This window comes from Clostridium sp. BSD9I1 (assembly GCF_900185645.1).
Lineage (GTDB): Bacteria > Bacillota > Clostridia > Clostridiales > Clostridiaceae > Clostridium_AK.
This window is the reverse complement of record NZ_FYAM01000004.1, coordinates 167055-191446: the sequence shown is the minus strand read 5'-3', so window position 1 is coordinate 191446 and position 24392 is coordinate 167055. Positions and strand designations below refer to the sequence as shown.

The following is a 24392-nucleotide window of genomic DNA, read 5'->3' as shown; positions in this document are numbered from 1 at the left end:
CAACAACTTACTATAATATGTAAATACGCTGAAATACAAGGCCATTCCTTATTATATCCATTTAATTCCATTTTAGTCACATATTCATAAATTTTATATAAATTAAGAGATTCAAGTTTCCCTGAACCTCCCATTTGTCATACTTCTTTATTTATTATCTTTTTATATTATAAAACGCCTTAAGACCTCTATATTCTGCCATATCAGCAAGTTCTTCTTCTATTCTTAATAGCTGATTGTATTTAGCTACTCTTTCACTTCTTGCTGGAGCACCAGTTTTTATTTGACCTGCATTTACAGCTACAACAAGATCAGCTATAGTTGTATCTTCCGTTTCCCCTGATCTATGAGATATTACTGCAGTGTATCCTGCTCTTTCAGCCATTTCTATAGCATTTAATGTTTCAGTTAAAGTTCCTATCTGATTTAATTTTATAAGTATGGAGTTTGCTACTCCCTTTTCTATGCCTGTGCTTAGTCTATTGGTATTTGTTACAAATAAGTCATCTCCTACTAGCTGAACCTTATCTCCAAGTCTTTCAGTGATAAGTTTCCAACCTTCCCAATCCTCTTCTGCCATACCATCTTCTATGGATATTATAGGATACTTTTCAACTAGCTTTGCATAGTATTCAACCATTTCAGCTGGAGTTAAAACCTTTCCTTCTCCTGCTAAATTATATTTTCCATTTTCATATATTTCTGAGGATGCTGGATCAAGTGCTATATAAATCTCTTTTCCTGGAGTATATCCTGTTTTTTCTATAGCTTCTACTATAACTTGTATAGCCTCTTCATTGGAGCTTAAATTTGGAGCAAATCCACCTTCATCACCTACTCCAGTATCATATCCCTTTGATTTGAGTATTGATTTTAATGAATGGTAAACCTCTGAACTCATTCTTAAAGCTTCAGCAAATGTTCTAGCACCTACTGGCATAATCATAAACTCTTGAAGATCTACGTTGTTATCAGCATGCTTTCCTCCATTTATTATATTCATCATTGGAACAGGAAGAACCTTTGAATTAACCCCTCCTATGTACTGATATAGACCTAATCCAAGATATTCTGCTGCAGCTTTAGCACAAGCAAGTGACACACCAAGCATAGCATTGGCACCAAGCTTTCCCTTGTTTTCAGTTCCATCTAACTCAATCATAGTATTATCTATTGAAACTTGATCAAATACATTCATTCCAATAAGTTCTTGAGCTATTAGTGTGTTTACATTATCTACAGCCTTTAATACACCTTTACCATTATATTTTGATTTATCTTCATCTCTTAATTCAACCGCTTCAAACATTCCAGTTGAAGCTCCTGAAGGTACTGCCGCTCTTCCTATAGTACCATCCTCAAGTACTACATCCACTTCTACAGTAGGACTACATCTTGAATCCAATATTTGTCTTGCAACTACATCTACTATTTCTACATAACTTTTCATTTTATAAGCCTCCTAAATATTAATTATTGTTGTATTTTAATTATTTTCTAAATTAAACAATACTTTACCTGTCATTTCCTTAGGAATAGAAATTCCCATCTCTGTGAGCATTGTTGGAGCGATATCCGCTAGAACTCCACCTTCTATAAAACTTTTAGAATTAGCATCACCACTTATATACATGAAGGGAACATGATTTGTAGTATGAGAAGTGAACGCTCCTCCTGTGGAAAAATCCATCATTTGTTCTGCATTCCCATGGTCAGCAGTTACAAATACACTACCATCCATCGATAAAACTTTATCTACAATTTTACCCATGCACTCATCTACTACTTCTACAGCTTTTTTAGCTGCATCAATTACTCCTGTGTGCCCTACCATATCAGGATTAGCAAAATTTAAAATTATCATATCATATAAATTTGTATCCAATCTCTTTAATAACTCTTCTGTAACTTCATAAGCACTCATTTCAGGCTGCAAATCATAAGTTGCAACCTTTGGAGATGGGATAAGCGCTCTATCTTCACCTTCATTTGGATATTCTATTCCACCATTGAAGAAAAATGTTACATGTGCATATTTTTCTGTTTCTGCAATTCTTAGCTGCTTAAGTCCTAAACTGCTTACATATTCTCCTAAAGTATTTTTATAACTCTCAGGTTTATAAGCTACTCTAACATTTTCTATAGATTTATCATAAATAGTCATTGTTAAAAAATTGAGATTTAATGTTTCTCTATTAAATCCATCAAACACCTCGTCGTTTATTGCACGAGTAATCTCTCTTGCTCTATCTGGTCTGAAATTGAAGAAGATTACAGAATCATTATTTTGAATCATCCCTGTAGGCTTATCACCATTTATTATCACCGTAGGAAGTACAAATTCATCTGTTTTGTTATCATGGTATGATTTTCGTACTGCCTCTATTGCGGATTTTGACTCCTCACCTTCTCCAAGTACCATTGCATTATAAGCAAGATTGATTCTTTCCCACCTTTTATCTCTATCCATAGCATAATATCTACCAGAAATTGTAGCTATTTTACCTATTCCTATTTCAGCCATATAATCTTCTAAATCTTCAATATATTCTATTGCTGAAGATGGCGGTACATCTCTTCCATCTAAAAACGCATGAACATACACATCTTTTAGTCCCTTTTCCTTAGCTAGCTTTATTAATGCTTTAAGGTGATCTATATGAGAATGTACACCGCCATCTGAAAGTAGTCCCAATAGGTGTAATGAAGACTTATTTTCAATGGCCTTATCCATTACCTCATTTATTTGTAAATTTTTAAAGAAGTTTCCTTCCTTTATTTCTTTTGTGATTCGTGTTAGTTCCTGATATATTATTCTTCCTGCACCTATATTCAAATGCCCTACTTCAGAATTCCCCATTTGTCCTTCTGGAAGTCCTACGCTTAACCCGCTTGCTTCAAGTTCTGTATGTGGATAATTATTAAAATACTTTGTAAAATTAGGCTTATTAGCTTTAGCTATAGCATTGCCCTCTATGTTATTTGTTAATCCAAATCCATCTAAAATCATGAGCATTACTGGTCTCTTATTCATCTTTTTCCCCCTACTACACCTTAAAAGTTTACTATAGCTGCAAAGTCTTCTGCTTTTAAACTCGCTCCTCCAACTAAAGCTCCATCTATATCAGACATACACATTTGTTCATTAATAGTAGCAGGTTTAACAGAGCCTCCATATTGTATCCTCACCTTATCCGCTACATTTTTACCATATATATTTCCTATTATACCTCTTATAAACGCTATAGTTTCATTTGCTTCTTCAGATGTAGCTGTTTTACCTGTGCCTATAGCCCAAATAGGCTCATATGCTATAACAATATTTTCTACTAATTCTCCTGAGATATTAGCTAAGTCAAGCTTTACTTGTCTTGCTATAACTTCTTCTGTTATATTACTTTCTCTTTCATCTAGGGTTTCTCCTACACATAATATAGGTGTTAAATCATGTTCAAATGCAGCTTTTATTTTTTTGTTTATTGTTTCATCTGTTTCATTGAAATATTGCCTTCTTTCACTATGCCCAATTATTACATAATCCATACCCATATCTTGAAGCATTAGTGGAGAAACTTCTCCTGTAAAAGCACCCTTTTCTTCAAAGTGCATATTTTGTGCTCCTACTTTTATATTTGTTCCTTCTACAGCTTTTTTCACTGCATGTAAACATACAAATGTCGGACATACTACTACTTCACATTTCGCATTCTTAACCATAGGTTTTAATTCTTCCACAAGCTTAATTGCTTCATCTATGGTATTATGCATTTTCCAATTACCTGCAATTATAGGAATTCTCATTGATTTCACCACTTTCTAATTACTTATTGCTCAATGCTGTTATTCCTGGAAGCTCTTTTCCTTCTAAGAATTCAAGAGATGCTCCCCCTCCAGTTGATATATGAGTCATTTCATTTCCAAAGCCTAATTGATTAACTGCAGCTGCACTATCTCCTCCACCAATTACAGTAACTGCATTGGAATTTGCCATAGCCTTTGCAACTTCTAAGGTACCCTTAGCAAAGTTTTCAAATTCAAATACTCCCATAGGTCCATTCCAAATAACAGTCTTTGAAGATTTTATTTCATCAGCATACATCTTAGCTGTCTTTGGTCCAATATCCAATCCCATATGTCCTTCTTTGATATCTTCATTTTCTGTAGTTACAGGCTCTGCTGAAGCATCAAATTTTGCTGCTATTACATGATCCACAGGAAGCATAAACTTTACACCCTTTTCCTTGGCCTTTTCAACCATCTCTTTAGAATACTCCAGTTTATCTTCCTCTACTAAGGAATTTCCTATTGTATATCCCTGTGCTTTTAAGAAAGTATACGCCATACCTCCACCAATTATTAAAGTATCTACTTTATCTAAAAGGTTATTTATAACATTTATCTTATCTGAAACCTTTGCCCCTCCTAGTATCGCAACAAATGGTCTTTCTGGACTTTCCACCGTGTCTCCTAAAAACTTTAACTCCTTTTGGATTAAATATCCACATACAGATACCTGTACAAATTCAGTAACTCCTACTGTAGAACAGTGCGCTCTATGAGCTGTTCCAAAGGCATCATTTACGAATACGTCTGCTAGTGAAGCTAATTCTCTTGAAAAACCTTCTTCATTTTTAGTTTCTTCTTTTCTAAATCTTGTATTTTCAAGAAGGACTATTTCCCCATCCTTCATTTCGCTTACTGCCCTTTTAGCATTTTCTCCTACTACAGTATCATCTGCCGCAAATTTTACTTGATTGTTTAAAAGCTCTGATAATCTTTTAGCTACAGGTTCTAAAGATAATTCCTTTTTAACTTCTCCCTTAGGCTTACCCATATGTGAACAAAGTATTACTTTTGCACCATTATTCATAAGATATTGAATAGTTGGAAGCGCTCCTAAAAGCCTATTCTCATCAGTTATATTTCCATCCTTTATAGGAACATTAAAATCACATCTTACAAGGACTCTTTTTCCTTTAACATCTATATCTTCAATAGTTTTTTTATCAAATGCCATAGTTATCATCCTTTCCTTACATTAAAAAGGGTTTTGCCTTATAGCCATAACTACAATCAAAACCCTCCTTTAGTTTATTGTTTAGCTATAATTTAAAATTATAGTCTATCTGCTACATATTTAGTTAAATCAGCAAGTCTATTTGAATATCCCCATTCATTATCATACCAAGAGATAACTTTAACCATATTTCCTTCTATAGTCATTGTTGACATAGCATCAATTATTGATGATCTTTCATCTCCTCTGAAATCTATAGATACTAATGGTTCCTCACAGAATCCAAGTATTCCTTTCATATCAGTTTCTGATGCCTTCTTGAATGCTGCGTTAACCTCATCTACAGTAACTTCTTTTGAAAGCTCTGCAACTAAATCTGTACATGATACTGTTGGAGTTGGAACTCTTAATGAAAATCCATTTAATTTTCCCTTTAATTGTGGTAATACTAATGCAACAGCCTTAGCAGCTCCAGTTGTTGTTGGTATCATAGATTCTGCAGCAGCTCTTGCTCTTCTTGGATCTCTATGTGGAGCATCTAATAATCTTTGATCTCCAGTATATGAGTGAATTGTTGTCATTAATCCTTTTACTATTCCAAATTCTCTATCTAAAACTTTAGCAAATGGAGCTAAACAGTTTGTTGTACATGAAGCATTTGATATAATGTGATGATTTGCTGGATCATATTCTTCTTCGTTAACTCCAATAACTACTGTTATGTCTTCATTTTTAGCTGGTGCTGAAATAAGGACTTTTTTAGCTCCTGCTTCAATATGAGCCTTAGCTTTTTCTGCATCAGTAAATAGTCCTGTTGATTCTATTACTATGTCAGCTCCAAGACTTCCCCATGGTAAATTTTTAGGATCTCTTTCAGCAAATATTTTTATTTCTTTTCCATTAACTACGATTGAAGATTCTTTAGCTTCAACAGTACCTTCAAATTTTCCATATAATGAATCATATTTTAATAAATGCGCTAATGTCTTTGCATCTGTCAAGTCATTTATTCCAACAACCTCTAACTGATCTGCATAATTCTTAACTAATGCCTTAAATACATTTCTACCTATTCTTCCAAAACCATTAATACCTATTTTAACCATAAAAATATTCCTCCTTGAAATAAATATATGTAAAGTTAATTTTAACCAAATAAACGATCTATCTTCAATTATAAGTAATTGAATTTTATTTTACAATGAAAAATTGTTAATTATATTTAAAATCTTTCTTGCTGCGCCTTCATCAGTAATTAGAACTCCTCTAGGTTTATTTGTAAGAGTTGCAATTATAGCTTCTGCCTTAGATGTACCTCCTGCCACAGCTATAAGATACTTTATACTTTCTATATGTTCATCTTTGAGGCCCATAGTAGGCGTAGAGTAAACTTCTTCTCCTATTTTATTAAAATAGTATCCAAAGGCTTCTCCTACAGCTTCCTTTTTCCTAAGTATTTCAATTTCCTTACAGCTTAAGCCTCTTCTCTTTGCCATTTCTTCTGCTTTTCCAATTCCATAAATAAGTATATTTGCATTATATATAATATCTAGCACATCTTTTATTCCTTTTTCTTTAAACATAGCAGTTATAGCTTCCGCACTTAAATTATCTGGAACATGAAGTAGCTTGTAATTTGCATTTATTTTATTAGCAAGATTAGAAACCAGTGTATTTGCTTGAGTTTCTAATGTTCTTCCCATCCCACCTCTGGCAGGAACTACCATCATATTAGTTGGAGCATTAAACTTTGGCATATTATCTACTACTTCTTTTATACTACTTCCACCAGTTAGTGCCAGTATAGTATCTTCCTCGAAAAGATTTCTTATATAACTTGCTGCAGCCTTTCCCATTTCCCTTAGAATATTTTCATCTTCATCTGAGTTCCCAGGAACTATAGTAATGCTGATTAATTTTAATTTTTCTTTAAGTTTGCTTTCTAAATCAGCAAGTCCTTTTATATCATAAATGAAGTGCTTTAGCTTTTCTATTATATATTCTCCTTCTTCAGTAATCATCATACCTGGAGTTGTAATTTCTATAAAGTTTTGCTCTTTTAAAAAGTTTACTTCTGTTCTAACTATTCTTTCACTAAACTCTAAGTTTTTTGAAAGCATTCTTCTTCCAATAGGCTGATTATAGTATATATCTCGCAATATGGAGTATCTCTTTTCCATAACTTCTAGCATCTCAGGCACTATCTTCTGTTGTAACTTTAATATTTCCTCCAAGCACAACACCCCTCTGGTCATTTATTGTCCCGGGCATATCATTATTGCCCCACTAATATTATAGCTCATTTGGAACCGCTTTCCAAGAGCTATAAAAAATTTTTTTAAAATCTTTTTCTTCCCTTTGAAGATTTTATTCTCATTTCTTCTCTGTATTTTGTCACGGTTCGTCTTGAAATATTCACATTAACCTTCTTTAGCTCATCTGAAATATATTGATCAGATAATGGATTTTTTTTATCTTCTTTATCTATTAAATTAGAAATTAACTTTTTCACATTAATAGAAGACATATTATCACTATTGTTTCCTTGTATAGATGTTGTGAATAAGCTCTTTATCTTTATAGTTCCCTTACTTGTATGAATATATTTATCCCTTATGGCCCTACTTATTGTTGACTCATGCATATTTAAGTTATCTGCGATTTCTTTCAGAGTCATGGGTTTCAAATACCTTTCACCATAATCAAAATACTCCTTTTGTATTTCAAGTATGCTCTCAAGAACCCTATATATTGTACTTTTCCTATTTTCTATACTTTTTATCAAAAAAGCAGCACTATCCAGCCTACTTTTAACATATTCAACTGCGCTCTTATCCTCATTTTTATTTATTATCCCTTTATAAAGATTATTTATCATAAGCTTTGGAACTAAATCATCATTCATTATGATATAATACTTTTCACCAATTTTTTTTATATATGCATCAGGAATAATATAATTTACTTCTTCACCAGTATAAAACCCACTAGATGGTTTAGGCTGAAGTTTTTTTATGATATCTCCATACCTTTGTGCTTCCATAGGAGTAATATTTAAGCTTTTTCCTATAATATTATATCTATTTTCAGCAATATCTTCTAGGTGATTATCTATAATCTGAAGCAATTTATAATTTTCCATTTTCCTTTGATAAAGTTGTATTTTTAAGCATTCCTTTAGATCTCTTGCTCCAACCCCATAAGGCTCTAAGCTTTGAACTATCACTAACGCCCTTTCTGCAACATTTAATGGTATATGTATTTCTTTAGATATATCTTCTATACTTACTCCTAAATATCCCTTAGAATCAATATTCTCTATTATATAATTACATATATGTTTTATGCAATCCTTTTCATCAAAATCAGCAATTTGTTCTTTTAGATATTCTTTTAAAGACTTTTTATTAGAAATAAAATTAAATGGTGAAACCTCTTCATCGTCACCCTTTACATAGTTATTATGAGTATAATCATCAAATTCTAAATACTTTATTATCTCCTTATAATTTAACTTGTCCTCTTTTTTATCATATTTAGCTTCTAGCAATGGATTTTCTTGAATTTCCTTTTCAATATATTCCTGAAGCTCAAAGGAAGATAATTGAAGTATTTTAATAGACATCTGCATTTGTTGTGTCATTATTAACTTTTGCTCTTGATGCATAGATAACCCAAAATCTAAATTCATATATAACACACCCCTCATAGTTTTTATTATAACATTTATATGAATTCAATTACAGAGTTATACGCAAAATCCATGCCAAAATTTCGAATAATTTTCAATTTTCAATTAAAAAAAAATCCGCATTGCGGACTTTTTTTAGTAAGTATCATATATTAATGCTCAGTATTAATTGTAACTATCTTTGACCCTTTTCATAAGGAACACCATCTGCTGCTGGTGCTTGAGTCTTTCCAACAAAACCAGCAAGAGCGAGCATTGTAAGTATATAAGGAAATGCTGCGTACACTTCCCCAGGAAGAGTCCATCCAAATCCCTTTGCAAATAACTGAAATGTTTCTGCAAAAGCAAATAACATTGATGCCCACATAGCATTTATAGGCTTCCAGTTACCAAATATCATGGCTGCTAGGGCAATAAACCCTCTCCCACTTACCATATTTTCTCTGTATAAGTTCATTATTCCTATGGACAGAGTAGCTCCTCCTAATCCTCCAAGGACTCCCGAAAGTATTACACAAAAATATCTTATTCCATATACACTTACACCCAAGGTATCTGCAGCCTTTGGATGTTCTCCTACAGATCGTATTCTAAGTCCTAACGGAGTTTTATATATTACATAATGAGATACGAATACTAATATAAATGCTATGAATACAAACCAATTTAACTCTTTTAATATTGATCCAATGAAGGGAACCTTCCCCATCATTTCTGATGGATATGGAATCGATTTTACAACACTTGTTTGAGAACCAGTCTTAAAAAACTTAACAATTAAAAAACTCGTCAAAGCACCTGCAAATATATTTATAGCAACACCAGATACAACTTGTTCTGCCTTTAAGTGAATACTTAAATATGCATGTATAGCTGCCATAGCCGCTCCTGCAATCATAGCAAATATAAGACCCATCCAAGGGCTGCCTGTAACAAATGAACCATATACTGCAAAGAAAGCACCCGTTGTCATTATCCCTTCTAGTGCTATATTTACAACTCCAGCTTTTTCTGAAAAAACTCCACCAAGGGCTGCAAATATAAGAGGTGTTGAAAGTCTTAACGTTGCGGCGATTATTCCTGTTATAGCTATATATACTCCACTATCCATTTGTCAAAGCCCCCTTTTTTCTTCTCTGTGATATAAGTTTAAATATATATTCTCCAGCAATGAAGAGTACTATTATACCTTGAATTAAGTATGAAATTGTTTTTGGTATACCAAATAACATAAGAGTTGCTGAGCTGTAGTTTAGCGCTGCAAATAATACTGCAGAGAAAAGTACACCTATAGGGTTGCTTTTAGCAACTAGAGCTACCGCTATACCATCAAATCCAAAGTTAGGAAATCCAAATAATTGAACGGATTGATGTTGTACTCCCATTACATGTATCGCTCCACCAATACCTGCTATTGCTCCTGAAATTACCATTGAAAGTATTATATTTTTCTTTATACTTATTCCACCATATTCTGCAGAAGTTGGACTTAACCCTACTGCTCTTATTTCATACCCTATAGTAGTTTTCCAAAACAATATATAAACTAAAACTGCAAATATTACTCCTATAAATATTCCTATACTTAATCTATTATTGGGTCCTAAAAACCTAAATAGTTCTGCTGATTTTTGAATAAGTTCTGTACTTGCAGAACCCTGCTTATGGAAAGGTCCCATGGTTAAATAGTTTGTAAAGTGCATAGCAATAAAATTCATCATAATAGTATTTACAACTTCATTGGTTCCTATTTTTGCTTTTAAATATCCTGGAATTCCTGCCCACAATGCTCCACCAGCCATTCCCGCTATAAGTATCATTATTACATGTATAGCTGATGGTATTCCAGGAATTAATCCTATTATTGCTGCTGTAATCATTCCTATAATAAATTGCCCTTCAACACCTATGTTAAAAAGTCCCGTTTTAAATGCCACAGCGTGAGCAAGCCCTGTAAATATTAACGGTGTTGTAAACACAAAGGTTTCTATTAAATTTATTTTTGATCCAAAACTTCCCTTCCAAATGGAAGTAAATAGTAACTGTGACGAATCTAAAAAACCAAATCCTTTAGCCCACATTACAAAGAACACAGATATAATAAGAGCTAGCAATATAGATAAAAAGGATACTGATAAATTTCTTACTGAATTTAAAACGGTTATAGTTTTTGTATTATCTTTAGCCATTTATTTTACCTCCCTGCGTATCCTTTTTTAAAGTTCCACCTGCCATTAATATGCCAAGTTTTTGATCTGTTGCATCCTTAACATTTAATATATCCACTATTTCCCCATCATATATAACTGCTATTCTATCTGAGAGAGACATAACTTCATCTAATTCTAAAGATACCAACAGTACTGCCCTTCCCTTATCTCTTTCTTGTACCAATCTTTTATGTATATACTCAATTGCACCTACATCAAGGCCACGAGTTGGTTGAACTGCAATTACAAGTTCTGGGTCCTTTTCAATTTCTCTTGCTACAATTAGCTTTTGTTGATTTCCTCCCGATAAAGATGAAGCTAATACATCTTCATTTGGAGTTCTCACGTCAAATTCATCTATAAGTTTTTTTACATGTTCTCGTATTTTATGGTAATTCATCATTATTCCATTGGAAAAAGGTTTCTTATGATGTATACCTAGTACAGAGTTCTCAAGAAGTGAATATTTTAAAACTAATCCTCTTTTATGTCTATCTTCAGGTATATGGCCAACTCCTGCATCTGTTATGTCTTTAGTTGGTTTTCCTGTTATATCATTACCCTTTAAATACACTTTACCCTCTATTGGTTTTATGAGTCCCACTATAGATTCTACAAGTTCCTTTTGTCCATTGCCGTCTACTCCTGCAATTCCTAGTATTTCACCAGACTTCACTTCCAAAGTTATACCCTTTAACGCAGGAAGTTTTCTATGATCTAATGCTTTTAAATTTTCTATCTTTAATATAGCTTCTCCTGGCTTTGATAGTTCTTTATTTACTGTAAGATTGACCTTTCTACCTACCATCATTTCTGCCAGCTCATCTATATTGGTTTCTCCAGTATTAACAGTATTTATATATTTTCCCCTTCTTATTATAGTCACCCTATTACTCATACTCATAACTTCCTTTAATTTATGAGTTATAAGTATTATTGACTTCCCCTCTTTTGTTAAATTTTTAAGTATTGATCCAAGTTCTATTATTTCCTGTGGAGTTAAAACAGCTGTTGGTTCATCAAGTATAAGTATTTCCGCACCTCTATATAATGACTTTAGTATCTCAACCTTTTGTTGCTGCCCTACAGTCATGTCTTCAATTACAGATTTAGGATCAATATTAAATCCATACTTCTCTGCAAGTTCTTTGGTATCGTTTTCTGCCTTTTTAATATCTATGTGATACATTCCCTTTCTAGGTTCTTGCCCTAAAACCATATTTTCAGCTACTGTGAAATTATGCACCAACATAAAATGTTGATGTACCATTCCTATTCCTAGCTTAATTGCATCCTTAGGATTTTTAATACTTACCTTATTTTCATTTACATATATCTCACCTGTTTCTGGCTGATACAATCCGTATAAAATGTTCATTAAAGTAGTTTTTCCAGCTCCATTTTCACCAAGAAGAACATGTATCTCTCCCTTTTTCAGTTCAAAATCCACATTATCATTAGCTATAGTTCCTGGAAATACCTTGGTTATACTTTTCATTTCCACAACTTTTTGCATCTGAATCCTCCTTTCTGCAATGAAGTTTAAGTCCCAAATAATTATACAAAAGGCTAGATGCATAAGCACCTAGCCAAACTATTATAGCTGTGGAGCTTTAAAATCTTTAAGCTCATCTCTTGTACCTGGAACTTTAAACTTTCCTTCTTTTATAGCTTCTTTGTATTTATTAGCTAGCTCTATATATTCCTTAGAAACCTTTTCATTAACCGTAGGAGCTATTCCAACTCTATCTTCTTTTATTCCAAGAACCTTATGCTGTCCTCCTTGGAAACTTCCACCTTTAAGGTCTTTTATAGCATCATAAACTGATTCTCCAACCTTTTTTTCCATTGAAAATGCTATAACATCTTTATAATCTGGAAGTGCTGCTGCTTGGTCAGAGTCAACACCTATAGCCCATTTATTCATTTCCTTAGCAGCCTTGAAAAGTCCAAGACCTACTCCACCTGCTGCATGGAATACTATGTCACATCCACTGTTATATAACATTTTAGCTGCTTCTACTCCCTTTTGTTGATCGTCAAAGGAATCAACATATTTAACATTTTTACCTGGAGTTTTAGCATTTACAGGCATTAAAAGTTTTCCTGCTTCTGGATTAACAGACATAACACCAGCTATAAATCCAGATTCAAATCTATTTATAACTTCTCCTTCTTTTCCACCTATAAATCCTACTTTATTAGTTTTAGTCATTTTTCCTGCTAATACTCCTGCAAGGAAAGAACCTTCTTCTTCTTTAAATGTTATTGATAAGGTATTTGGGCTATCAACTACAGCGTCAACTACAACAAACTTCTTATCTGTTAACTGCTTTGAAACATTTGCCATAGCCTGACTCATCATAAATCCACATCCAACTGTTAAATCAGCTGCTCCAGCCATAGTTCTTAAATTTGGTTCGTAAGCATCTTGCTGCTTAGATTCTACTGCTGGAATTTGCTCAATGCCAAGATCTTTAGTCGCTCTAGTTATACCTTCATGTGCAGATTGGTTAAAGGAACCATCATTAATACCACCTTGATCAGTAACTAACCCTACTTTTAATGCAGTTGCTGCAGGTTTTGTGCCACCTTGATCTGCAGGTTTCTTTTCCCCACCGCCGCAGCCTGCAAGCAATGACATTGTCATTATTGTTGCTGCTAATAATGAAACTATTCTTTTCTTGTTCATTTGTAATTCCCTCCTATTAATAATTATATAATGTAACCCTTAACATTACTATTCTACAAATAACCAAATTATCCTTCATTTATCAAATATGCAAAAATATTTTTTGCATTTATACAACCCAACTTATCCCATCCTACTTTACATTCACTAATTATTAATATTCTTCTATAAAAAACACTCCACAAGCTCCTTTTCCTGCATGAACACCAACCACGCACCCCACTTCACATTCCATAAAATCATTGCCATTTTCACAAAGGTACTCTTTAAGTTGTAATCGTACATCATCATTTTCAACTTGGAGAAGCGCCATAGGTTCTCCCTTTTGTATTCCATTTTCGTTCATATAATCTATAATATATCTTGCTGCTTTTCTGCTTCCTCTTACTTTATCTATTACGGTCATCTCTCCATTAACTACTCCAAGTATTGGTCTTATTCCAAGAATATTACCAATAACTCCTGCAGTCTTAGAAAGTCTTCCTCCCTTAACTAAGTTATCTAAATGTTCAAATGCTAATGCAGCTTTAACATGAGGTATTGTGTTTTTAATTTCTATTTCTATTTCATCTATAGAAATTCCCTTTTCTTTTAATATGGAAGCTTTCACAGTTAGTATTCCAAGTCCTGAGGTTACATTTAATGAGTCTATTACTACTATATTTGCAGTGTCTAACATATCCCTTGCAATACATGCAGACTGATAGGTTCCGCTCATTTTAGATGATAAATGTATAGATACTATTTTATATCCTTCGTTTAAATATTTCTTATAACACTCTAAAAACCGCTGTGGGTTTATTTGTGAGGTAGTAGGGAAAGCTTCAGATTTATCCATTCTATCCAATAGTTCTCTTAAAAATATATCTACGCCATCCTTATAAGTATTTTCTCCAATATTTACCAGTAAGGGCATAACTTCTATATCATATTTCTCCACTATGGACTTTGGCAAATCTGCAGTACTATCCGTTACTATCTTTATTTTTTCCAACACCCTGCCTCCTATTTCATATTTGGAAATTCCATTTGTCTTAATGCCTCATATGTCATTATAGATACAGTATTAGATAGATTTAGGGATCTAGTTGAACTCTCTATCATAGGTACCCTTATACATGTTTCACCGTTCTCTTTTCTTATGTAATCAGGCAGTCCACTAGACTCTCTTCCAAATACGATAAAATCTCCTTGTTTAAACTTTACATCTGAGTAAAGCTTATCTGCATGGGTGGTTGAAAAATAAAACGTGCTATCTGTATACTTTTCTCTAAGTTCCTCATAGGATTCATAAATAGTTAGGTCTAAGTACTTCCAATAATCCAGCCCTGCTCTTTTTAAATGTTTTTCATCCAAACTAAAACCTAAAGGTTTTATAAGATGAAGCTTAGAATTTGTAAGAACACAAGTCCTCGCTATATTTCCAGTATTTTGTGGTATTTCTGGCTGAAACAAAACTATATTTAAATTCAATTTTTTCCCCCTTACTTGTTTAACTCATCAGTACAAATCTATAATAAATATATTACTCTAATATTACCAATTATTCAATTACCACTTTGTATTAAGCAATGTATTCCTATCCATCACTTAATTTATATAGTAAATCTTAATTTAATAATTATATTACATATTTTACAACTTTGTTTTCAAATATTGTTTCTATCTGATTTGTAAAAAAATCCTTTACTTCTTCTATCTCTTCTCTTGTATATACAAACTTTCCGTATCCAAACTGCCCATGTTTATATTTTCTTTCCTCATCAATCATTGGTAACGTAGTTTGCGGAAACACTTCCAATATTATATTTTTCGCTCTAGCTGTATACCTATGTGAAATAATTTCAAATGTTATTGGATATCTTAAATTCTTTGGAATTTTATCATGCAATTCTAATAATAAGTTCTTATAATCTTCTTTCCAATTATCATATAAAAATACCGGTGCTATAATAAAACCTACTGGATATCCAGCTTTTGCTACCTTTACACTTGCTTCTATTCTTTTATCAATTGGCGCAGTTCTCTTTTCATAGTCGCTGATAACTTTAAAAGTATTTAATGTAAATCTTATTTCAGTATTGCCGTTATGCTTCAAATTAAGCAGTCCGTCTACATCATTATATTTTGTAACAAATCTAAACTTGCCATTTACACCTTCCCCAAAAAACTCTATAGTCTTTGCTAAAGAATGTGTATATGGCTCAATTGGCACAGGGTCTGAGGTTGCAGCTCCTTCAAATATCGTTATCTCTGGAAGCCTTTCATCTATATACTCTTTAGCTTTATTGAGTATATCCTCTATATTAACATTAACCTTTATGTATGGTTTATCTCCCATATTGGTATTTAAGTAACAATACTCACAATGTCCTATGCAACCTGATACTAAAGGTAATTGATAATGTGCTGATGGCTTACAGGATTGATACTTAAATCCTTTTTTCACCCCGACTACTAAGGTATTTTTGCCCGCCCTATAAAAATCATATAGGTTATCTCCTGGAATGCTTTGCTTTATCTTATTAGATGTTAATTGTATTATTTCTATATCTGACTTATTTTTAAACTTCTCATATATATTTTTACCTATTTCATAATCTAACGAACCCTTTTCAAAAATTATTCTCCTAGGTATAAACATAATTTCCCTCCTAGTCTATAATACAAATTTTTCTATGGCTTTTGCTACCCCGTCATCATCATTGGTATCTGTTATATAATGCGCACTTTCTTTTACAAAATCCTCTGCATTCCCCATTGCAATTCCAAGACCTGCATAATTTATCATAGATAAATCATTCTCATTATCTCCTATACATATTACCTCACTTCTATCAATGCCATAATAATTTGCAAGCATCTCTACAGCTTTCCCCTTAGATACTCCCTTTGCCATTATTTCAAAGTTCTTTTTTAAGGAGCTTACTACTTCTAGAGTTTCTATTTTATTAATTTCTTCCTTAGCTTTTTTAATCTTCTCTATATCTTTATCTATAACTATGCACTTTAGTATTTCGCCTTCATTTTCCTTTAATACCCTTTGCCAATCTTCTGCAATACAAATTTTTATTTTCCTATCCTCTGGTAAAGTTTCATTTAGCTTAGAATAAAACAAAGATGAGTTAATGAGCCTTTCTGTAAAAATAGAATCATAGGTATTAAAGTGAGGATATAAATCAAATGTCTTAAGTATTTCAACTACTTTTATGGCATTATCATAACCTAAAAGTGATTTATATATAACCTTATCACTGGACTTTTCTCTTATATATGCTCCATTAGATGCTATAACAGGAGTCTTTACTTCTAATAGATCTGCAAAGTAATTGGCAGATGCAAATAGCCTTCCTGTAGTAACAGCTACATTTACTCCATTTTTAGACGCCATTTTAATAGCCTCCAAATTTCTTTTACTTATTTCTCCAGATTTATTTAACAACGTTCCATCCATATCTATACATATTAATTTATATTTCAATTCAAACATCCCTTTCATCAATTATTATTTACATAATACTTATTATATAAATAGTGCCTATTTCTGTCCAACTCCCTATCTGTATATATTGTTCTTTATAACTTAATTTTATATGTAATTAAAAGGGAACCTTTGCCTAAGGCAAAAGTTCCCTTGTTATGTGGAGGCACTTTAACTTTGATATTTCAAACTTTGCTGGTGCGGATAACAGGACTCGAACCTGCATGAAGCTTCCTTCGCTAGAACCTGAATCTAGTGCGTCTGCCAATTCCGCCATATCCGCATTACCATAATATTCTATATAAATATTATAACATGTATACTTTAATTTACAATACTACAAAATAAAAGAATATATACTTAACTTTACTTTGCTTGCCTCTTAGATATTTTTCTATAGAATTATAATAACTTATCTTGTCTAGTGCTTTTAGACTATTATATTGTCCATAATATTCTTCATAAGCTAAAGTACATAAATCGCTCATTAGGAATCTAATATAGACATCATCATAACTTTTCCAAAACTCTAAATCGCCAGTATTAACTGGAATAATTATTCCTTCAGTTTTTAATCTTGATAATATATATTGATACAGAGGAATTACACTTTGTGATTTTATAATTTTGCTTTTTCTGTATTTTTTAATTAATATAAATATACATATAACGAAAAATACTCTTAATACGATCCACAATACTTTATTTATAACAATCCCTTTTAAATCTATGTTTTTTTCTTCTCTTCCTAATTGATGTTGTGTCTTTTGGTCACCTTTGTTAATCTCCTGTGACTTTTCCTGTACTTGGTTACTTTCCTTTTCTTTAGCCTTTTCTTCCTCCGTCCTTAAAATTTCCGGCGCACTAGGCACTGCATCAAATACTCCCCACGTGTTATATGTAGGAGATATTAAAACCTCTACCCAAGCATGGGCATTTTTATTTGTAACCACATAAAGCCCATTTTCATTCTTATTATTTGTCATATTAAATCCTTCTACATATCTTGCAGGGATGCCCGCCATTCTAAGCATTACTACGGAAGCTGTTGCAAAATAAGTACAATATCCCTTTTTTTCTTCAAATAGAAAGTAGTCTACAAACTCCTTATTTTGAGGAATATTAGAAACTTCAAGAGAATACTTATAATTTTTGTTAAGATAATTATATATACTTATTAGACTTTCAGAATCATTATTATCTTTAGATGTTATTTGTTTCGTTAAGTCATACACCCTACCAGGAATATTTTTAGGCAATTCTAGATATCTTTTATAATTTTCCATTTCTCCTTCCAGGTAAGATTTCTTATATTCAAAATCTATAGCATCCATTACTATAGAATTTTTTGTATCAGGAGTTATTTTACTGTACTTTTGGCTATCATCATAAAACCTTATAGTATATGGTGTACTTATTACCTTAGAAGACAATAAGTCTCCTTCCTTGTTTATATATAAAGTTTTATTATTAATAGACATTCCCTGCATATATAAAGTTGAAAAAACAGTAGTAGTATATAAGTTAGTTGGATAAATAGTTAGCTCATTTTCCATGCTTTCCGTTTTAAGAAAGAAACTTCTACCTCCCTCAATCGTGGGGAGTGGATTTTTATCTCCTACTTTTTCAAATGTATCAATACTATTTCTCCAAGAAAATCCATCATAAAAATCCTTAGAACTTCCCCTTAAATAATACGGCCTATTACTTCTTACCTTAAAAACTTCTCTATCATCTAACGTAATAGGGCCTCCAAGCTTTGATTCTGTACTGGGATAACCTGATGATGATATATTATACATATGACTTCCAGCATTTTTACTAGGCAAAAGTTTATTTGTAATATTATCTTTTACTTCACTATAATGACCTTTATAATTATTAGGGAAAAAACTTTGGAGAGATGCAATTATTAAGCTTAGTATAACAATGTAAGGAACAGTCTTTACAATAGGCAACTCTGCTTTTATACTCTTTTGCTTTAGCACTATCTTTTCCTTTAAAAAATTGTTTATTGAAAAAGTCATTATAGTCAGCATAAGATATAAAAACAAATACTTCTTTACTATAAAAGTATATCCGTAGTACCAGAAAAACGCAGTAGCTGCAAAAGTTATAATTAATATAAAATTAGTAAATATACTTGAAAAAAATATACATATTAATATGAGTAACGGAAGTAACGTTAAAATTAAAATTTTGTACTGAAAAAACTCAGTATCTTCCCTATTATATATGGCATTATTTAAATACTGCATATAAGAATTGTTTTTTACAATTAGCTTACTTATATATTCTATATTCTTATATATACTAAAAGACAGTATGCTTATAATAAATAATATTAGTAAAATCTTAATATAAGGCTTTTTTATTAAAAATTTAAAAACATATACCAATGCTATTACCATCAAAAATAATAAGGAAAATAGTACATAAGAAAAATCACTTATTTTAAAGGCAACCTCCATTACTCTAAATATGAATACGAAGTTTAAATAAATTAGTATAATCCTTACTGAAAACTCTTTTATACCTTTCATATCATTCCTCTTCTTTTATAAGTTCTCTATATGATAACGCATTAATATCATTTTTTTCAAGTTGTTCTATGAGACTTAGATCTTTAAAGTCTATATTGACGTATACAACTTCTAAATTATATCCCATTTTTTTTAAACTTGTTATTACATTTACTTGTTCTTCTGTTAAGACCCCAGTAATTATTATCAAAGTACTCTTATCTATACTATTTAAAGAATCATATATGAAAGATTCAATTTCTCCTTCTCCATTGCTTTTATTCAGAAGGAAGTATTCCATAAGTTCCCTAACATCTCCTCTTTTTTCGATGTAAAAGCTTCTATTCTCCTGATTTTTTATATAAATCCTTGTCTTCATACCTTTACCTTGTAAGTAACTTACAAGCGAAATACAAAGTTCTACTGATTTTTCCTCAACTACATCTTCCTCTATAGTATTTAATTTATTCATGTTTAATAAGATGCTGCATTTTTCTCCAGAGGAATAATCAAAGTTTTTTATATATAGTTCTCCATACTTAGCACTTAATTTCCAGTGTATGTTTTTCAAGCTATCTCCTACTCTATACTTTCTAATGTCCCTTACAGAGGATTCGTCTTCTGCGTTTTTTCTATTTGAATTTATTATGCTAATTTCATTATATCCATGAAATATTTTATGAGTAAAAGAGTACACCTTAGGATACACGCTTATACATTCATTACTATTCAATATAAAAGTTGTAGTAAAAATATATAAAAAGTCCTTTATTATAACTTCTGTAACTCCTAAATTATATATTCCTCTAATATCAAAGCATAATTGCCCCTTTATTCTTTTGTTTTTATCTCCTGAAAGAATTACTACATCATATTTAAAACCTTTCTCAAAATTACACAAGGTGTTATTAAATATTTGTAAATATGGGATGGGAAGTATACTATAATTTTTAATTATAATTGTAAACTCACATGGCTCCTTAGTATATAACTTATCCTTATTGAATCTTATTTCTATTGCAATTTTTCTTCTAATATATATTAAGTAGATAAAGGAAATTAGCAATGATAAAAAAGTACTATAAAATAGTGAGTATGCAAGAATGCCTCCATCTAGATATGCATAGATTAACATACCTAAAAGTAGTATTATAAAAAATCTCTTTATCTTTATCATTTTATCTCTCTCTTAACTCTAGGCACAGGTATTGTTTTTATAATATCCCTTATAACTTGCTCTTGAGTATAATTATTAGCTCTCCCAAAGGGTGAAAGTATAATTCTATGAGCATATACTTGAACTACATTTTCCTTTACATCTTCAGGAATTACATAAGTTCTACTATTTATAAGAGCTGAAGCTTGAGCTATTTTAAGTAAAGCTAACGAAGCTCTAGGACTTACCCCCAATGATAAGCATTTATTATTTCTTGTAGCATCTGAAAGATTGACTATATAAGTGTTTATATCATCTGATACATACACTCCTCTGCATATTTCCTGCAGTTTTAATAGTTCTTCCCTGCTTCCAATTACATTTACCTTTTCAATAGGATTTTCATTTCTGTAAACCTTAAGCATTTTTTCTTCATAACTTTTTTCTGGGTATCCTATATTAACCTTTATCATGAACCTATCCAATTGCGCTTCAGGCATTATAAAGGTTCCTTCATATTCTATGGGATTTTGAGTTGCAAGTACTATAAATGGCTCTGAAAGTTTATAAGTTTCCCTTCCCTCAGAAACTTGCTTTTCCTCCATTACCTCTAAAAGAGCTGACTGAGTTTTAGGTGAAGTTCTATTTATCTCATCTGCTAGTAGTACATTGGTAAATATAGGTCCTTCTATAAACTGAAATTCTTGAACCTTTTGATTATATATAGAAATTCCCAAAATATCTGACGGCAATAGGTCTGGTGTAAATTGGATACGACTATAGTTTAAATTAAGGGATTTTGCTAAGGCCTTTACTAGTGTGGTTTTTCCTACTCCTGGAACATCTTCTATAAGTATATGTCCTCCTGCAATTATACCCTTTAATATATTAAAGATTTCATATTCTTTTCCTATTATTACATTATTAATATTATAAACTATATTCTTTATAAATTTGTCACTTTCCATATCTCCACCCCATTTCTTTATAATTATATCCAATTATAAAACAAAAAAACATACATTAAATTAATTCTTTAATGTATGTTCTTATATTTAACTTTTCTTAGTTCCTACTTTTATTATTCCATTTACAGGTCTATAAAAATCGTTTGATATAAGTTCCTTATTTATAACACTTCCATTTTCATAGGTATTTTGATAAACCCTTACTTTATATCCTGTATAAGCCTTTTGCGTTACCTGCTGCTCACCTTCTGGTAATGAGGCATCCTGTACTGTTTGTGTAGTTGATGGAATGGTTTCATATATTTCTGAAGTTATATCATAACTTCTGGATGTTAATTGGTTATTTGAATATACATTAAATGCCACATTCCCTCCTGCAGTATATGCTTCTATATATATAGGATAATTTAATGTATTTTTAAACTTATAATCAATAGTTCCCCAATCCACAGTAGCGTCTCTTCCTAACGGCACATAACTAGATGGTAATGTATGATGAGCCCTTTCAGTAGACTTTAGGTTAGCTCTAAGTATAGCATTATATAAAGTAGATGATACTTGACATATTCCGCCACCAAGTCCCGACTCAACTTGATTTCCCACTATAACACCTGCTGCTTGATATCCCCTTGCTACAGTTCTTTCTCCTACTACTCCATTAAAACTAAATGTATCTCCCGGCATTAATACAGTACCATTTATACTTTGAGTTGCCCTTTGAATATTATTAGCTCTTTGTGGAGATGAAATAGCTCCGTAATTAGTCGAAAAAGATGAAATTCTTGTATTTACCAATCTAAGTTTATCAGAAGTTATAGTAGGCTTTATTTCTTCTATAGGTGCCTCTATTTCTATATTTACCCCAATTTCTCCATTAATCTTAGATGAGACATCTTTTTGTAACTTGTCACTTGTAAGCTTTCTTCCTGATTGATGCTCTGAAACACTAAATCCTCCTATTTTCGTAAGCTTTGCATTTATAGGTTCCTTATTTATTTCCTTTCCTATATTTGCAATAAAACTTTTAATATTTTTATCATTATAGGAAAAATCTAAGTTAACATTTTTTTGCACAGGATTCTTTATAAGCTTATATTTTGAAATAAGATTTAAATTTTTTCCATAGTTTAAAGCTTCGTTTGTTGCTTTATCTAAATCAAATTTAGCCCCTATTTCTCCAAACTTAATGGTGTATTTTTTCCCCGGAGTATTTATAGAAAGTTCCTTAGTAACTATTTTATCTAAATACTCGCTTTTAAGTATCTTTTTAGCCTCTTCTGATGTCTTTTTAGATAAGTCCGTTTTGCCCACAACTACCCCTGGATATATTAACCCTTCATAGGCTTTGACTGTGTTATACATGTAACTTATCCCTGCAGATACTATACCTGCAACTGTTATAACTGAGAATAATAGTATTAATATTAGTGCTTTTTTCTTCTTTCTTTTCTTCTTCTTTTTTTCCACATGTATCACCTCTAACTTCCTAATATATTATACTAATAAAAATGTGCTTGTACAACAATCCTACACATTCTAAACACTAAAAGTTTTTACCAAAAATCAAAAAGAATCTCATCTAAGTGAAATTCTCTTAGTAATTCAAAATTAATTTTCTACATTTTTTTCAAAAATGCATTTATAGTACTGCATTTTGGAATAATCTTTCAAAAGCTTTCCTGTTTCATAAGATTTATCAGGAAAAATTTTTGTCATTTCCTTCGCCGAAATTTTACAATTTAAATAATCTATAACAGAGCATATCATTTTGCTACATTCCTTAACTGCCTCTTCATAAATTTCATCAAAATCACTATAATACACTTCGTTAAGATTACATGGATGATTCCATCTTCTATGCTCCTTATTTAAATAATCTAAAGTTACATTTATATATTTAGGATAAATACTTGCTTTGATTTTAAATTTTTTGGAGAACATCTTTTCCGCTATATAAAGCACCTTTCTTTTCCATCCGTTCTCATCCATCATGTATCTTAAACTCTTCTTCATATCCTTATATGAGTTTTCTATTAAATTTTCTTCTACACTTATTTTATGAATCTCCCAAAACCCTTTGTGAATCAATTGATTTATACAATGTGGCATTCCTTCTTTTATTTCCATTTGCCTAAAAACAGGAGTATTATTAGTATTTTTCTCACCTCTAGCTTTAACTTCAATTGCTCCAATTATCACTTCTAATTGTTTATGGTATACGTCATATTTTTTAGTACTCGAATATTTAGGATTATATACTCCTCCAAAATAATAAATAAAGGGATGCCCTAGTGTATCTAATGCATAATGGGTTATAAAACCGGATACATAAGCAAATACTTTTTCAAATTCTCTGTTGTCATTTGATTCCTTTAAACTTTCTATAAGAAAAATTAAAAACTCTGAGGTTTTGGCGGTATGGAGCACTTGACTTAACTTTTTCATAAACTTACGTTGATAAGGATTGTAGAACTTACAATATAACAGAGGGTCTGGCCCCTGGGCTCCAAAGTTATAGAGCGCCTTATTGTTTATAAGTATATCTCTATATTTTCCATCTGGAATCCCCTTTATGGCATCTTCAGCACAAAGAATATGAGTCCAAGCATCTGGCATGTATTAAACACTTCCTTTGATAGATTTTAGCTTACATTT

20 protein-coding genes and 1 tRNA gene are annotated in these 24392 nt (G+C 31.6%); all 21 read right to left on the bottom strand.

What is annotated here, in order from left to right:
• Positions 1 to 154: 154 nt before the first annotated feature.
• The 21 genes from eno to BSD9I1_RS01310 all read right to left on the bottom strand — a co-directional run bounded on the left by eno (position 155) and on the right by BSD9I1_RS01310 (position 24353).
• Positions 155 to 1450, bottom strand: coding sequence for a phosphopyruvate hydratase (gene eno / locus BSD9I1_RS01410; protein WP_186428805.1), 1296 nt, complete (start codon positions 1448 to 1450; stop codon positions 155 to 157).
• 36 nt (positions 1451 to 1486) lie between these two features.
• A complete protein-coding gene (gene gpmI / locus BSD9I1_RS01405; protein WP_186428804.1) occupies positions 1487 to 3034 on the bottom strand; it encodes a 2,3-bisphosphoglycerate-independent phosphoglycerate mutase in 1548 nt (515 codons plus the stop codon).
• 20 nt (positions 3035 to 3054) lie between these two features.
• Positions 3055 to 3801, bottom strand: coding sequence for a triose-phosphate isomerase (gene tpiA, locus BSD9I1_RS01400; RefSeq protein WP_186428803.1), 747 nt, complete (start codon positions 3799 to 3801; stop codon positions 3055 to 3057).
• Positions 3802 to 3820: 19 nt separating this feature from the next.
• Positions 3821 to 5017, bottom strand: coding sequence for a phosphoglycerate kinase (gene pgk, locus BSD9I1_RS01395; protein ID WP_186428802.1), 1197 nt, complete (start codon positions 5015 to 5017; stop codon positions 3821 to 3823).
• A 98-nt stretch (positions 5018 to 5115) separates the two neighbouring features.
• Positions 5116 to 6123, bottom strand: a complete 1008-nt coding sequence (gap, locus tag BSD9I1_RS01390) for a type I glyceraldehyde-3-phosphate dehydrogenase (protein WP_186428801.1) — start codon at positions 6121 to 6123, stop codon at positions 5116 to 5118.
• 90 nt (positions 6124 to 6213) lie between these two features.
• A complete protein-coding gene (locus BSD9I1_RS01385) occupies positions 6214 to 7251 on the bottom strand; it encodes a sugar-binding transcriptional regulator (protein WP_186428800.1) in 1038 nt (345 codons plus the stop codon).
• Positions 7252 to 7355: 104 nt separating this feature from the next.
• The gene (gene rpoN / locus BSD9I1_RS01380; protein WP_186428799.1) at positions 7356 to 8708 is read right to left on the bottom strand and encodes an RNA polymerase factor sigma-54; all 1353 of its coding nucleotides are present in this window, start codon (positions 8706 to 8708) and stop codon (positions 7356 to 7358) included.
• A 175-nt stretch (positions 8709 to 8883) separates the two neighbouring features.
• Positions 8884 to 9819 carry an ABC transporter permease gene (locus BSD9I1_RS01375; protein ID WP_035304846.1) on the bottom strand — a complete coding sequence of 312 codons (936 nt, stop codon included), beginning with the start codon at positions 9817 to 9819 and terminating at the stop codon, positions 8884 to 8886.
• Positions 9812 to 10897, bottom strand: coding sequence for an ABC transporter permease (locus tag BSD9I1_RS01370; RefSeq protein WP_035304845.1), 1086 nt, complete (start codon positions 10895 to 10897; stop codon positions 9812 to 9814). Before BSD9I1_RS01370 ends, BSD9I1_RS01375 begins: the two co-directional genes overlap by 8 nt.
• Positions 10890 to 12434: an ABC transporter ATP-binding protein gene (locus BSD9I1_RS01365; RefSeq protein ID WP_035304844.1), complete on the bottom strand. Its 1545-nt coding sequence runs from the start codon at positions 12432 to 12434 to the stop codon at positions 10890 to 10892. The genes BSD9I1_RS01370 and BSD9I1_RS01365 overlap by 8 nt, the downstream gene beginning before the upstream one ends.
• 81 nt (positions 12435 to 12515) lie before the next feature.
• Positions 12516 to 13610, bottom strand: a complete 1095-nt coding sequence (locus tag BSD9I1_RS01360) for a BMP family protein (RefSeq protein WP_035304842.1) — start codon at positions 13608 to 13610, stop codon at positions 12516 to 12518.
• Between the two features lie 154 nt (positions 13611 to 13764).
• Entirely contained in the window at positions 13765 to 14604 is an 840-nt protein-coding gene (locus BSD9I1_RS01355; protein WP_186428798.1) for a DegV family protein, read from the bottom strand.
• A gap of 11 nt (positions 14605 to 14615) precedes the next feature.
• On the bottom strand, positions 14616 to 15083 hold the full coding sequence (locus BSD9I1_RS01350) for a tRNA (cytidine(34)-2'-O)-methyltransferase (RefSeq protein WP_186428797.1): 468 nt from the start codon (positions 15081 to 15083) through the stop codon (positions 14616 to 14618).
• Between the two features lie 148 nt (positions 15084 to 15231).
• The gene (gene splB, locus BSD9I1_RS01345; RefSeq protein WP_186428796.1) at positions 15232 to 16254 is read right to left on the bottom strand and encodes a spore photoproduct lyase; all 1023 of its coding nucleotides are present in this window, start codon (positions 16252 to 16254) and stop codon (positions 15232 to 15234) included.
• Between the two features lie 15 nt (positions 16255 to 16269).
• Entirely contained in the window at positions 16270 to 17091 is an 822-nt protein-coding gene (locus BSD9I1_RS01340) for a Cof-type HAD-IIB family hydrolase (RefSeq protein ID WP_186428795.1), read from the bottom strand.
• Between the two features lie 196 nt (positions 17092 to 17287).
• Positions 17288 to 17374, bottom strand: a tRNA-Leu gene (locus BSD9I1_RS01335).
• 46 nt (positions 17375 to 17420) lie between these two features.
• The gene (locus BSD9I1_RS01330; RefSeq protein ID WP_186428794.1) at positions 17421 to 19634 is read right to left on the bottom strand and encodes a transglutaminase-like domain-containing protein; all 2214 of its coding nucleotides are present in this window, start codon (positions 19632 to 19634) and stop codon (positions 17421 to 17423) included.
• 1 nt (position 19635) lies between these two features.
• Positions 19636 to 20790 carry a DUF58 domain-containing protein gene (locus tag BSD9I1_RS01325; protein ID WP_186428793.1) on the bottom strand — a complete coding sequence of 385 codons (1155 nt, stop codon included), beginning with the start codon at positions 20788 to 20790 and terminating at the stop codon, positions 19636 to 19638.
• Positions 20787 to 21737 carry a MoxR family ATPase gene (locus BSD9I1_RS01320; RefSeq protein WP_035304829.1) on the bottom strand — a complete coding sequence of 317 codons (951 nt, stop codon included), beginning with the start codon at positions 21735 to 21737 and terminating at the stop codon, positions 20787 to 20789. The genes BSD9I1_RS01325 and BSD9I1_RS01320 overlap by 4 nt, the downstream gene beginning before the upstream one ends.
• An 87-nt stretch (positions 21738 to 21824) precedes the next feature.
• Entirely contained in the window at positions 21825 to 23204 is a 1380-nt protein-coding gene (locus tag BSD9I1_RS01315; RefSeq protein WP_242966376.1) for a VanW family protein, read from the bottom strand.
• 141 nt (positions 23205 to 23345) lie between these two features.
• Positions 23346 to 24353 (bottom strand): zinc dependent phospholipase C family protein, encoded by a 1008-nt coding sequence (locus BSD9I1_RS01310; protein ID WP_186428792.1) that lies wholly within the window; start codon positions 24351 to 24353, stop codon positions 23346 to 23348.
• Positions 24354 to 24392: the final 39 nt, after the last annotated feature.